11 protein-coding genes are annotated in these 13,267 nt (G+C 47.6%); 7 read left to right on the top strand and 4 right to left on the bottom strand.

The window, feature by feature from the left end; all coding sequences use genetic code 11:
* Positions 1–21 precede the first annotated feature (21 nt).
* From L4D12_RS08625 to L4D12_RS08610, 4 genes are all read right to left on the bottom strand, one after another.
* The gene (locus tag L4D12_RS08625; protein WP_428447419.1) at positions 22–609 is read right to left on the bottom strand and encodes a sugar O-acetyltransferase; all 588 of its coding nucleotides are present in this window, start codon (positions 607–609) and stop codon (positions 22–24) included.
* Between the two features lie 78 nt (positions 610–687).
* Positions 688–2,205, bottom strand: coding sequence for an aminotransferase class V-fold PLP-dependent enzyme (locus L4D12_RS08620; RefSeq protein WP_428447418.1), 1,518 nt, complete (start codon positions 2,203–2,205; stop codon positions 688–690).
* A 22-nt stretch (positions 2,206–2,227) separates the two neighbouring features.
* On the bottom strand, positions 2,228–3,337 hold the full coding sequence (locus tag L4D12_RS08615) for a methyltransferase (protein ID WP_428447417.1): 1,110 nt from the start codon (positions 3,335–3,337) through the stop codon (positions 2,228–2,230).
* Between the two features lie 5 nt (positions 3,338–3,342).
* Positions 3,343–5,400, bottom strand: a complete 2,058-nt coding sequence (locus L4D12_RS08610) for a TonB-dependent receptor (RefSeq protein WP_428447416.1) — start codon at positions 5,398–5,400, stop codon at positions 3,343–3,345.
* Between the two features lie 289 nt (positions 5,401–5,689).
* On the opposite strand from L4D12_RS08610, the gene moeB reads away from it, so the two are divergent.
* From moeB to L4D12_RS08575, 7 genes are read left to right on the top strand one after another with little or no spacing between them, the layout of a single operon-like run.
* Positions 5,690–6,856, top strand: a complete 1,167-nt coding sequence (gene moeB, locus L4D12_RS08605; protein ID WP_428447415.1) for a molybdopterin-synthase adenylyltransferase MoeB — start codon at positions 5,690–5,692, stop codon at positions 6,854–6,856.
* Positions 6,857–6,865: 9 nt separating this feature from the next.
* On the top strand, positions 6,866–7,273 hold the full coding sequence (locus L4D12_RS08600) for a M67 family metallopeptidase (protein WP_428447414.1): 408 nt from the start codon (positions 6,866–6,868) through the stop codon (positions 7,271–7,273).
* Positions 7,274–7,280: 7 nt separating this feature from the next.
* A complete protein-coding gene (locus tag L4D12_RS08595; RefSeq protein ID WP_428447413.1) occupies positions 7,281–7,553 on the top strand; it encodes a MoaD/ThiS family protein in 273 nt (90 codons plus the stop codon).
* A gap of 42 nt (positions 7,554–7,595) precedes the next feature.
* Entirely contained in the window at positions 7,596–9,272 is a 1,677-nt protein-coding gene (locus L4D12_RS08590; protein WP_428447412.1) for a CoA transferase, read from the top strand.
* A complete protein-coding gene (locus L4D12_RS08585; RefSeq protein WP_428447411.1) occupies positions 9,269–10,945 on the top strand; it encodes a class I adenylate-forming enzyme family protein in 1,677 nt (558 codons plus the stop codon). Before L4D12_RS08590 ends, L4D12_RS08585 begins: the two co-directional genes overlap by 4 nt.
* Positions 10,942–12,144, top strand: a complete 1,203-nt coding sequence (locus tag L4D12_RS08580; RefSeq protein WP_428447410.1) for an MFS transporter — start codon at positions 10,942–10,944, stop codon at positions 12,142–12,144. Before L4D12_RS08585 ends, L4D12_RS08580 begins: the two co-directional genes overlap by 4 nt.
* Entirely contained in the window at positions 12,141–13,256 is a 1,116-nt protein-coding gene (locus L4D12_RS08575; RefSeq protein ID WP_428447409.1) for a hypothetical protein, read from the top strand. Before L4D12_RS08580 ends, L4D12_RS08575 begins: the two co-directional genes overlap by 4 nt.
* The last annotated feature ends 11 nt before the right edge of the window (positions 13,257–13,267 follow it).

Below are 13,267 nucleotides of genomic sequence, written 5' to 3'. Positions count from 1 at the left end.
AAGCCATAGCTTAACTATAGATTATTCCGTTGCGAGTGAACGAATTATCCTAGCTGGTGAACCCGCGGCTAAGGTATCTGGGGGCGCATCACGCGTCACGGTGCTGTTTGCTGTCACAACCGATCGAGCCCCAATGGGTACGCCTTGACAGATTACTGTATGGCCACCGACCCAGACATCGTCCTCAACGACAATGGGTTTACAGAAGGTCTCCCAGTGGCGACGGCTTTGGTAGTCCAGAGGGTGGGTCGGAGTATAGAATTGGGCATTAGGGCCGATGAGCACATTGCTGCCAATATGGATTTCTGCATTATTGAGCATTGTCACCCCCATATTAATGAAGGTGTGATCGCCGATATGAATCGTTTTGCCAAACTCACATAAAAAATGCGGTAAAATGTGGCTATCTTCACCAAAACTGCCAAGTAACTGTCGTAATAGATCATGAGGGGCATCGCCGGGGTATTGGTTAATGGCATTTTTTAGCCGATAGGTATTTTGCCGGATAGCCGCAATATCTGGTGGATTATCATCAAAATCGAGCCCATTCACCATCTTTAACGTAGTTTGAATATAGATATTGATAAAACGCAAACTGGCGGCAGTCATGGTGAAACTGCTGCCAGTGATACTATGTCTTTTAGGTCTAATATAATGAGATCACGGTCCGAAGGCTCTGTTGTGTGGTTAAGCGAGCGCTATCGGTAGCTGCTCTTTTAGGTGATAGAATATTTGCTTGGCTGAATCCATTGCAGCATTCAGTGACTCAGGTTGAATCGCATCGTGTTGTAAAAATGTATCTAAGTGATCTAGTGACACAGCTAGCTGTGGTTGGTGGTGCTGATAAAGCCAGACCCCTTTGTCATTATGGTAATGGTAATGGGGAGCCAGTAGGTGCCCGTAGTGAGCAATAAGTGACACGGCACCAAGAATATAGTCCACAGACGGTTGATCGAGTAGGTAATGTAAATTTAGCCTCACCCAACCCGGCTTAGCGAGCCCATCCCCTTGGGCAATCTTTTGTTGTATTTGTTTACTGTCATCTTGAGATATATCGAGTAATTCATGTGCATAAGGACCGGCACATGAACAGCCTCCTCGGGCTTGAATGCCAAATAAATCATTGAGCATTGCCACGACTATTCCGTAATGTAGGTTGTCAATGTTGAATGAAAAAATGGCGAGTCTATCGACCGACTGGTTTCCCAGTAAAGTAACGTTTGTGAGTGGGTGCCAATGGTCAAAGGCTAGTTTGACGAGTTCTTTTTCGCGTTTTTCAATATAATCCAATCCGATATTTTGTTGGATTTTAAACACTAAACCGGCACGGATAGATTCAATGATGGCAGGAGTGCCTCCCTCTTCACGCCGCTCGATATTATCAACATAATTATGAATATATTCGTTGACATAAGAGACGGTTCCCCCACCATTTAAGCCTGGTAAACGTTGATCAAAGCAGTCATCATGAATCACAAGCAGCCCAGGTGTACCAGGGCCTCCGAGGAATTTATGGGGAGAAATGAAGACGGCGTCCATTGGGATCGCCTGTACGTCAACCGCCATATAAGGGGCCGCTGCAGCAAAATCCCAGCAAGCTAATGCACCAAACTCTTTCAGTAGCGAGGTAGTGGCGGCGATATCGGTTTTGATGCCCGTAACGTTAGAGGCGGCCGAGAATGAGCCCACGAGAAGCGGTGCTCGTTGGTGGTGGATTAATTGTTTACGGAGAAAGGTAAGATCAAGTGTTCCATTATCAGAAAGCGGGATTCTGATCAGTTCGACATTTGCCTCTCGCCAAGGAAGATCATTTGAATGGTGTTCATATCCACCAATGAATATCACCGGCTTATATTGGTCATAGCGCGGTAAGTCCAGCATATGAATGAATCGATTAATGGCACTGGTTGCACCTGAACCTGTAAAGATAATATGGTGTTCAGGTGATGCATTCAGTGCATGACGAATGATGCGGCGACTTTGTTCTCGCAAGAAAGTCGTTTGCCGACCAGTTAATGAGGTTTCTGTATGCGTATTGCCATAGAAGGGCATGACCTTGCTTTGAATAAATTGCTCGATGAAATTCAAGCTGCGTCCTGATGCCGTGTGATCGGCATAAACTAAGGGTTTTATGCCAAATGGGGTTTCAATTGGCCAATGTTCACCGATGACCGATTGACGTAGAAAATCCATATTCAACGACATCTCACTTCTCCTATTTTGTTAGTTAGTCAGGTTTTTTGGCAATAATTAATGTCATATCACCAAATGGGGTTGAAATTTGTTCAGAGGTTATGCTGATTGGATCATTGGCGGTTAATGCCGCCTCCACTTGACCTTGCTCCAGAGAGAGCGGCCCGTTTGCAAGTTCAGCAGGAAGTCGCCCCAAAATATGAAATGCGGGTTGAGTGCGACTTGAATCCAATGCTTCATGAAAACTGACGAAGAGGCCGCCGGGAGCTAGGGATTGCCAAAGCCTGTTGATACATTGCTGAAGATCGGCGGAAAAATAGAGCGACATAGAAGCCAGTATTAGGTGATAGGGGCAGCCAAAGTCATCATGATTCATGTCGCCGGCGCGTAGGGTTACCGATTTATTTAGGTGAGGGGAGTGTACAAGCTGCTGGCGTAAATGATCACAGCATGCAGGCAGATCAAACAAGGTCAACTGAGTGTTGGGGTGGTTTACTAAGATATTCTCGGCGAGTTGGAGTGATCCTGCCCCCACGTCAAGAATGCACAGACCATCACGCCAGTCTGGATGCTGGCTAAGGAGCGGTAGCAATATGGGATTACGGGTACTTTGATGAAATGCTAGCAGGCCCGTAATCGCATGTTGCCAAAAATGACCATCTCGCATGTTGCAGGTTTCCCCTTCGGTGCTTTTTTTATTGTGAGTGATGGCATTAGTATCTGCATCTAAACGCTGTTTTGTGCTGTCTGACACGGGATGTTCGGAACGTGCGATTAATTCGGTCAGCCGTGCTGATGAGCAAGCTTTTACCTTAGCCAGATGACACAGGGTCGTGCCAAGGTAGTGCTTAGAACCACTGAGTAAGTATGGGGGATATCCGGTAGCAATTTGATAGTATGGCTGTTGATTATTGCCTTGTTGCTTCGTCAGAACCCCCAATGCGACATAGGCGTTAAGTAATAATGCCAAGCGTTCAGGGCACCAGCTCCGCTGCCGAGCGATATCAGTAGCGGTAGATCGTGAATGTAGCTGATCGAACAACTGGTGCTCAAAGGCAAATTCCAGTAAATGCCAGTGTATAGGCCCAAGGAGCGTGCTGAATAAGTGATGTTGTGCGGGAGAGCCAACGAGAGAATGCTTCATGTCGTTTACCACCGGTAGTTTGCCGTTATCGAAAAAGTGCGCGGTAGGGTATCTTCAACGATAATACCGGCTGGCGTTGTGACAGCTCGGCTATAGATTTCCGCCTCAAAGAGGTTACTGACTGCGAACGTCACCGTGAGCGGCGTTAAATCATATTTGGCTGTAAAATCAATCAGTTCATACTTGTCTTGTTTGAGGGTGTTCCGACTATCAAAGAAATAGCTGTCACTCCCTCTGATAGCCAGAAGCGCACTGAATGGATGGTCAGGTGTATAATTGATCCCCAGTGACCAGGTGTAGTCTGGTGAGTAGGGCAGATTATTCCCTGTTATTGTGAACCCCATTGGTTGATGGGCTTGGCTGATTTTCCCTTTTTGATACCCCCAAGTGGTGAGCAGTGACCAATCGCTTGTCATGGTTAAGTTGGCAGAGACCTCTAGGCCATGAATATCGGCTTCAGCGGTATTACTGATTTTTTGTGCCATGCCTGGCAAGATATCAATCATTTGTTTGTCAGTGATTTGATTGTAGAAAAATGTCAACTCAGTGTGGAGTTGATTACTCAGCCAATTTCCACGGTGGCCAAGTTCAAACGCATCCGTATGCTCGGCCTGATAACTGAATGTGTCAGTAGAAGAGGTTGATGTATAATTGAACCCGCCGGGTAGGTAACCCGTCGACCAGCCAAGATAGACTTGTTGTTGTGAAGAGACGGTATAATCGATAATCAGGCTGGGTAACCATTCAGTGTTACTGAGTGTTTGGTTGAATACTTGTGTTCCAACCCCGGTCTGGTGTCCATTTTGTTGCGTATGTTCAGCCCGTAACCCCGCAGTGATAGACCAACTGGAATTAATGGGGTACTGAATGTGGCCAAAGAGCGCCGCACCCCATTGATCATTATGGGTTATCCGGCGTAGGTCACTGAATCCCATCTTAAAATTCATGTCGGTATCTTGCTGGTAAAAATAGCTACCTATTGCCCATCGATTGTCATTTTCAGTATGACCAGCTAAGCGAAACTCTTGAGAGAGCATCCTGTCTTTTAGGTCAGAATATGTGGCGGGTAATAACACGGGGCTGGTATCTGCATCGAGAATAAACGCTTGAGTGTAATGGGTATAGCCTGTAATAGTGGTTAAGGTGCTATTAGTGAAATCATGATCAATGCGCAATGAATTTACTGCCGTCGTTTTCTGTTCATCGGTTAGGGTATTATGGTTAACCGAAAATTGATCGGTCGAGAGAGGTCCGGTCAGGTAGCGCATTGTGGCTCTGCCACTATCACGGTCTTGCCAGTGACTACGAAGTTGTACTTCAGTGATATCACTGGGATAAAAAGTGAGCCCGCCTTGAAGGTGGAAATGCTCTTGTTGGTTTTCGTTATTTGAACGACGGAATTGGTTGTAGTAGGGGCTGTCAGCATCAAGGTAGTTGATAGCCAGTGAGGCGGCCAGATCGTCGGTTCCACCCGTTATACCAATCTCAAATTGATGTCCCGGTGCGTGTCTGTTGCCGCCATCGGTTTGAATATGGCTGTATTTTCCCCAGCCGGAGAGTGCGTCAGTAGGCGCTATGCTGCTGACTTTGATGATCCCCGCTTCACTATTGCGGCCATAGTAACTGCCTTGTGGCCCTTTTATGATTTCAACCGCCTCTGTATTGATAAAGCTTGGAGCTTGACGGATCCCGAGAGGGAGCGAAATATCATCAAGCATATATCCGACAGGGCTTGTCAGTCCGCCATCAATTGATGCTTGTCCTCGCATGACGACCCGTGGCTGGACACTAGATACTTCAACCGTGGTATTCGAGATGTATTGACTGAGGCGCTCGATTCCTTGCAGCGCTGGTGTCGTCAATACATCGGTAGGGATTGCTGTAATATTGGCCGGAATGTCTTGATTGCCAGCTGGCCAGTATCTCGCTTCTATGACGAGTGTTTCGGTCTGTTGCACGGCAGCTTCTGAATCTAGATCGATCGTTTCTGTTGGTGTTTTTATTACTTGGGCATGGGTAAATAGAGGGAGCAGTGCAACCCAAAAATAACGGTGTTGTTTCATTATAAATCCTTATATCAAATCGCAAGACCCTTAATTATTTTTATTGTTAAGGTGACTTGGCTAAATTCCACTACTTCCACTGCGTCACTATAGGGGGTGTGATATTTACGGATATAATATGCCGAACAACTGAATATCAAATGCAGAACAATATCTGTCATTGTTCTGAATTTGATATAAATTGGCTCGCCATTTTATATTTTTTATCTCCCCCCTCCTTTTTAATGACCCCTCTACATTGATAATCCGACGATACTGTCGGAGTCGATTAAATGGCCGAGGGATAGCGATGAAATTACCACCGATTGTGGAACCTGCTTCGAGTTTGACCCGAGAAGAGAAGGAACGATATAGCCGCCACTTACTACTACCTGATATTGGTTACGTTGGTCAGTGTCGACTAAAAAATGCCAAGGTGTTGGTGATTGGGGCCGGTGGTTTAGGCTCGCCTGCGTTGTTGTATCTGGCAGCCGCGGGTGTCGGCACACTAGGAATTGTTGACTTTGATGAAGTCGATGAGTCGAATCTTCAGCGTCAGATCATCCATGGCCAGTCAGATGTGGGTGTTAATAAAGCAGAAAGTGCCCGCCAGTCAATCCTTGAAATTAACCGTTTTACCGAGGTTATCTGTCACCAGTTACGGCTTGATCCAGAGAACGCATTAGCGATTATCAGTGACTATGATCTTGTGCTTGATGGTACCGATAATTTTTCAACACGCTACTTAGTTAACGATGCCTGTGTGCTTGCTAACAAGCCTTATGTTTGGGGATCTATTTTCCGTTTTGAGGGACAGGCGTCAGTTTTCTGGGAAAGCACCCCTGAAGGGGTGGGACTCAATTATCGGGATTTGTATCCATCACCACCACCACCAGAACATGCGCCATCGTGCTCTGAAGGGGGGGTGCTAGGGGTATTGTGTGCGGCAATGGGTTCCATTATGGCGACAGAAGCGATCAAATTGATCACAGGGGCGGGCACCAGTTTGTTGGGGCGGTTAATGGTATACGATGCTCTTGATATGACTTATCGCACTCTGCCACTTCGCCGCGCGCCTAACCGAACCCCAATTACTCAACTCGCTGATTATCAGGTGCTCTGTGGACTAAAAGCCCAGATCTCGGATGCCGTTGTACCGACCTTAACCCCTGCCGAGCTTAAGCAGCGTTTAAATTTAGATGCTTCTATTCAGTTAGTGGATGTACGCGAGCCGGGTGAGCGAGAAATCTGCAATATTGAAGGCGCTATCGGAATTCCACAACGTGACATTCTCAGTGGACGAGGAATCGACCAACTCGATCGTCAGCGGCCTGTTGTCGTGTATTGCAAAATGGGAGGTCGTTCTCGGAACGCATTACTGGCGCTGCAAGAGCACGGTTTTGAAGACCTCCATAATCTTGAAGGCGGGATTTTAAATTGGATTCATGTGATTGAATTTGATCAGGCGACATACTAGGAGAGTGTGATGTTGGTATTACCACAAGGTTTGGTCGATGCCATGGTAAAACATGCGACTAACGATCATCCCATCGAAGCGTGTGGCATATTGATCGGTGATTTAGGCAGTGATCACGTTGAAACTTTCCAGCCTATGGTAAACATCGCCAAGTCATCAACTTACTTTCAGTTTGATTCGACAGAACAATTGAAAGTGTGGCGAGAGATGGACAGGAAACATCAGGAGGCGATAGTGTTTTATCACTCTCATACTACTTCTCGCGCATACCCAAGTCGAGAGGATTTGGCCTTTGCTCAAGCAGCCAACACCCATCATGTCATTATTTCAACGGCCCCCGACACCTATTTAGAACTACGCAGTTATCGATACGTGCAGGGACGCGCAGTTGAAGAAACAATTAAAATTATACAGTGAGGAAAACATGTCAGTATCTATTCATATACCAACTATTTTACGTGCGCTTACTAATGATCAGAAAACAGTCACTACGTCAGGTGAAACGGTACAAGACATTATTGATAACCTAGACATTGATTTTCCAGGAATTAAAGACCGATTAACCAGTGGAGGTGAGGTTCATGGTTTTATTAACGTTTATGTGAATGACGATGACATCCGTTTTGGTGATGGATTAACGACGGGGGTTAAAGCGGGTGATGCCATCACAATTCTTCCCGCCGTTGCTGGTGGCTAATATTTGTTATTAGATTAAATTCCCCTGGATCAGAATGTAATTATGTCAAAAGTTAAAAATCTGAAATCATTACATATTAGCGCTAATTTTAAACAGGCTGACACTGCATTTTTACCTTTTATTAACGCGGTAAAATCACAGGCAGACAAGCTTGGCTTGATGCTATCGGAAGTGCCATATCAAAGTGATAATAACGTTCTTGAATTGATCATATCAGAGGCCAATGGCCCATCATTCTTGCTGAAAATAACCACGCCTCTACTTGATGGGACGCTTTGTGGTGAGCGGGATCTTCAGGCGTTGACGGGCTTGACTGCCGTGCATAGTCGGTCGTTGGAGCATATTACACCGCTCGGTATTGACTATGTTTCTATTACCGCAGCGTCATTGGCTTTACTACAGTTATTTGCCGGATTGACGGCGCGTCACCGCGGCAGCGACACCGCTGGGGCATCATTGGATTTGATCCAGGCTGGATTATTGGCTGTCGGTCAGTATCTGGCTGGTGCCACGACCGAGAAAGGTGCTGAAAATTTTGCTGTTGGTGAGGCGGATCCTGCACGTTGTCCTCCGTTTTTATCACGAGATGGCATTGTATTTGAGCTTGAATCGTTATCGCCACGGTTATGGCAGCGCTTTTGGGAACAGCTCGGTGCTAAAGGTGCAGACATTGGCCGAGGCTGGCATAGTTTTATGCAGCGCTATGCTAAGGCAGTAGCGCCGTTACCTGCAGAAATGGTGGCTTTGCTGGCTCAGCGAGATTATGTCGATCTTGTTGCGCTAGCGAGTGAAGTGGGGGTCGCGATAACACCCGTACGGACATTATCAGAGCGACGAGAAGATGCAGATTTAGCCTATTTTCTGACTAATGGTCCATGGACAATCGCACCGGCTGATGAGACGCGTTCACCGCAGCGGTCGTTACCTGCTTTGGTATCGCCAAGTGATTTACCGTTGGCTGGACTGCAGATCATTGAATCATGTCGCCGAATTCAAGGCCCGATGGCGGGGCATATTTTGTCACTATTAGGGGCGAGCGTTCAGCGGCTTGAACCGCTTGGTGGGGACCCTCTTCGTGGAATGCCGCCACTTGCGGGTGAATGCTCAGCCAGATTCGATGCGTTGAATGGCCGGAAAGATATTGAAGAGGTGGATATCAAGTCGGTAGAGGGGCGGCAGCGTATTGCGGAGTTGGCGACTAATGCGGATGTGTTTATCCATAACTGGGCACCGGGAAAAGCAGAAGTGCTGGGGTTGGATGCAAAAGCGCTAGGTAGCATGAACCCAGAGATTATTTATACCTACGCTGGGGGGTGGGGAGCGATAGATGATGAAGTGGGTATTCCTGGTACCGACTTTATGGCGCAAGCCTATTCAGGTCTTGCCGATGTAATTGCCAGCCAAAGTGGTACTAGAGGTGGAACCTTATTGACGGTGACTGACATCTTTGGCGGGATCCTTGCTGCTCAGGCCGTGATTATTGCCCTGTACTGCCGAGCGAAAGGTTGTTCAGGATTGCAGGTCAATAGTTCGTTATTAGGCGCGGCAACGCTCTTGGTTGAATCGGCTTTTGGTGTTCGCGATGCTCAACTTCAGCGCCATCCCCTTTCACAAAAGGTCATGACCGATTTGGCCTCACTCTCATCCCATCCTGCGTTAGCGCCCTATTTGCAAACGCAGAGCTATACCCAGCTACGTGATTTATGGAGGCCATTATGAATTCAGCGGGCATTATCAATATTGTTCCTCAAGATGTTCGTGCCGGATGGTTAGCAAGTGGTGCTTACCCTGATTTGACGGTGTTTGACGCCTTTTATCGACATGTACAACGTCAGCCACAGGCTTACGCCGTTTGCTCTAGTGAAGGTCGCTATCAGTTTGATGAGATATATCAGCATAGCCTGAGATTGGCGGCAGGAATGGCTGAAGCCGGTCTGGTACGTGGTGATGTGGTTGTTTATCAGCTGAGTAACAGTTGGCGTTCAGTGGTGATAGACATGGCTGCTGCTGCGATTGGTGTGGTGGTTTGCCCGATCCCGCCCGGGCGGGGAAGACTCGATATCGAATCTATTCTTAAGCGGTGTCAGGCGCGTGCAATCATCGTTGAAAATCAAACAGTACAAGGTGATGTGTGCCAGATGATTGAAACGTTACGTCCGCTTATGTTGGCCTTGCGGGTATTGATCTCGGTGGGAGAAGTACGAGATGGTTGGCTTTCTTTCGATGAGCTGCTTAATAAACCCCCGTTACTTTCGTTACCGACGATCTCACCAGACGATCCGGTTCGCTTGTTAGTGTCCTCGGGTACGGAGTCGGAACCCAAGTTGATTGCTTATACGCATAATGCGTTGCTAGGTGGTCGAGGGCAGTTTATGACACAGATTAAAGACGGTAGAGATCGTTTTGTACCGTTATATCTGATGCCTCTTGGCTCGGCATTTGGTTCAACAGCCAGCGCATGCGTTATGGCTTGGCTGGGTGGGACGGTCGTTATATTGCCGAAGTTTAGCGTTGAAGCGGCTTTGGATGCGATAGGGACTTTTCGACCTACGCATATATTGGGTGTCCCCACCATGTTCCAGCGAATAGCGGTAGATCCTCGCTTAGCCAGCTTGGATTTAAGTGATTTGGTCGCATTAGTCAGTGGTGGCGCCTTGATTGATGAGGCAACAATTAATCGTTGTTATGATGCATTCGGCTGTCAGTTCATTAATTTGTATGGATCGGCCGACGGCGTTAATTGTTTTAATGCTCTTACCGATAATCGGCAGCAGGTCGCTCAGACAGTGGGGCAACCTAACCCTGCAATTTGCGATATTCGTATTGTTGATGAGCTCCATCAGCCACTGCCTCAGGGGGAGGTGGGCGAAATTACGGCCCGCGGGCCAATCACTCCGATGCAATATGTTAATTCTCCCGTATTGGATGAAACGTATCGCGATCAACAAGGCTGGGTATACACCGGTGATTTAGGCTGTATTGATGATGACGGCTATCTCAATCTCATGGGGCGTAAAAAAGATGTGATCATCAGAGGGGGGGCCAATATCAGCCCTGCCCAGGTTGAGAAGTTGATCACCTGCCATCCAGACGTGGTTAGCGCTGCTTGCGTGGCAGTCCCGGATCACGACTTAGGTCAAAAGGTCTGTTTATGCCTGTCGTTACGTGATGGCGGGCAGCCTCTTTCATTGAATGATGTTGTCTCTTATTTGCACGATCAAGGTTTAGAGAAACATAAATCACCGGAATATATCAGTCATTTTAGCCAGTTGCCTTTAAGTCCGGCAGGTAAGGTAGATAAAAAAGGGCTAGCCAGTCTTTTGGCGTGTCTGGCTCCTGCACGGAAAGAGACGAGCTTACCTCAGAATAAAATGCGGGGTGTTCAGTCATGACGCGACAGCAAGCGCAATCTAAGAACCCTAAGGACGGGTCTTTAGGCTTGGTGCTTATGCTTGCAATGGCTTTTCCGATGCTGATTTTATATGCAGCAGGGGCATTGGCCCCTTTTATGCTTGCAGATAGTGCGATGGAACCTGAGCTATTGGGGGCATTTACATTGGCCTCATTTGGGGTTGCTGCGATGCTGTCATTTCGAGTCGGACACTGGGTTAAACGCTTAGGGGTGCGCACCGCGTTAATGATGTTATTTGGATCCACAGCGATTGCGTTTACAGCACTTGTGCTGACCGGGCATTGGTTGGGAATGTTGTTGGCTATCTCGGTATGCGGTATCGCTCAAGCACTGGCGAATCCGGCAACAAACCAGGCGATAGCCAGTCAAGTTGTCCTAGAACGTCGCGCTTTTATGGTCGGAATGAAGCAATCAGGGGTTCAGCTATCGGCGTTAGCGGCGGGCACCGTGATGCCTTGGCTTGCTGTCAGTTGGGGATGGCGTGCAGCGTTGGCCGCCGTGATTCCGGTGTGTGTGGTTATGATGTTGGTGGTTGCTTGTCGAAATTGGCAGGGTAATAAGGTTGCCCTGCCGAAACCTCGAACTGCTGCCTTGTCACAACAAGCGCTGATGTTGTTAATGATCATGCAAGGCGGTGTTGGCATTGTACTTGCCGCATTTATCACGCAGGTTCCTGTGTTTGCGTTAGATATTGGTATGACTGCCAGTGAAGCGGCTTTCCTTATTACCGTTTTTGGTTTGATGGGAGCGATATCGCGATTAATTCTCACGCCATTGGCTTGCCGTTGCCGATTAGAAACTGATTTATTGGTGGTGTTGTTAATTATGGCTGGTTTGGCGATTGTCGCGACGTTTACCGCCACAAGCCAGAACGTGTGGTTGTTGTATGCGGGTGTTATTGGCATTGGTAGCACAATAGTTGCGACAAATGCATTGGCGATGGCGATGATTTTACGCCATCACTGTTTTGGTGAGATCCCATTAGCATCAGGACGTGTATCGATGGCCTTTTTTGCGGGCCTTTCATCCGGTTCGCTATTGTTCCAAGGCGTTGTATCTTTGGGCGGGATTGATGCCGGGATGGCATTACTGTTGCTGGTGCTGACTGCTTGTACAATGGCCGTTATACGGTTGCGCAGTCCCATTCTGAGCCTACTCGATGGGGAGTTGGGAGGATGATAAAAACAGATGAGACTGTCCATGACTACCGCTCACTGCTTCATAAATTGGCCAATACGATAGTCGATATTGAGCACAATGTTGGATCGCGTTTTCCGCTTTACCGAATAGCGGATGATCAATTGTTATCTTCCCCGCGATGTGATTGGGTTACGTCATCGCGAGGATCTTGGTTAGCGGGGTTTTGGGTGGGGAGCTGCTGGCTTGCAGGCTATGCAACGGACTCCGAAAGCTTGATCACTTGTGCTCAGCAGCGATGGCAGCAATTGAAGCTAGGCTTTGAAAATGATTCGCTATTTAGAGCGATGAATGCGTGGTACGGGTTGGGTCCGGCTGTGCGACTTCAAGGTGATGAACAGGCTGATGAATTATTACAATATTGTCAGCGCCAGTTAGAAGCTACTTATGCCAGGTGGGGTGGATTTCCATTGGGCTCTACTATGGGAGGCGGCATAGCGGGGAAAAATCGATTGTGTATTGACCCTTGTGCGGCACTCGTTGCGCTTGGAAGTCATGCCGGATGGCAGGATTTGCCACTCAATCATACTCATCTAATTGCCCATCAGTTGATAAATGAGTTCGGGGATGTGTATACGTATAGCGATTATCAGCCCGCCTCTGAATCTAGTTCGCAAGATCAATGGTTCGCCGTGGGAGAGGCGGGGCATTGGCCGAGAGGGCAAAGCTGGGGTGCCTTGGCAATGGTATCAGCCGCTGAATTTTACCCTTCCGATTTTCTTTCTCTTGCTGAGCGATGTTGTCAACGCTGGTGGCAACGTTATGCCGATCAATTACCCGTGATGCCGCCCAACGATGGATCTGTTGTTGATCAGTATGATCCCTCTGCGACGTTGATCAATGCGGTGTCTTTTTTCAAATTAGATCAAGCGCTAGGTGGTAATACTGAATGGTGGGATCGGGGACTATTGCTGCTGCATTCCGTCATCGATAGCCGTTACTTTAAGGATGAAGATGACCGAATTTATTTTATGGGGTGTTGTTATCGTATTTCAGCCAGTCAAACTGACAATACAGAAATGGCATACGGATATTTCTTTCTGCTTCAAGCGTTAATGGTGGCTTCAGGCACTGTTAAGGCGAATCACTTCTAGTAATAAATCGG

The sequence above is a fragment of the Photobacterium nomapromontoriensis genome (genome assembly GCF_050336815.1).
Taxonomy (GTDB): Bacteria; Pseudomonadota; Gammaproteobacteria; order Enterobacterales; family Vibrionaceae; genus Photobacterium; species Photobacterium nomapromontoriensis.
Note: the sequence above shows the minus strand (reverse complement) of the source record. Positions and strands in the feature narration are given on the sequence as shown.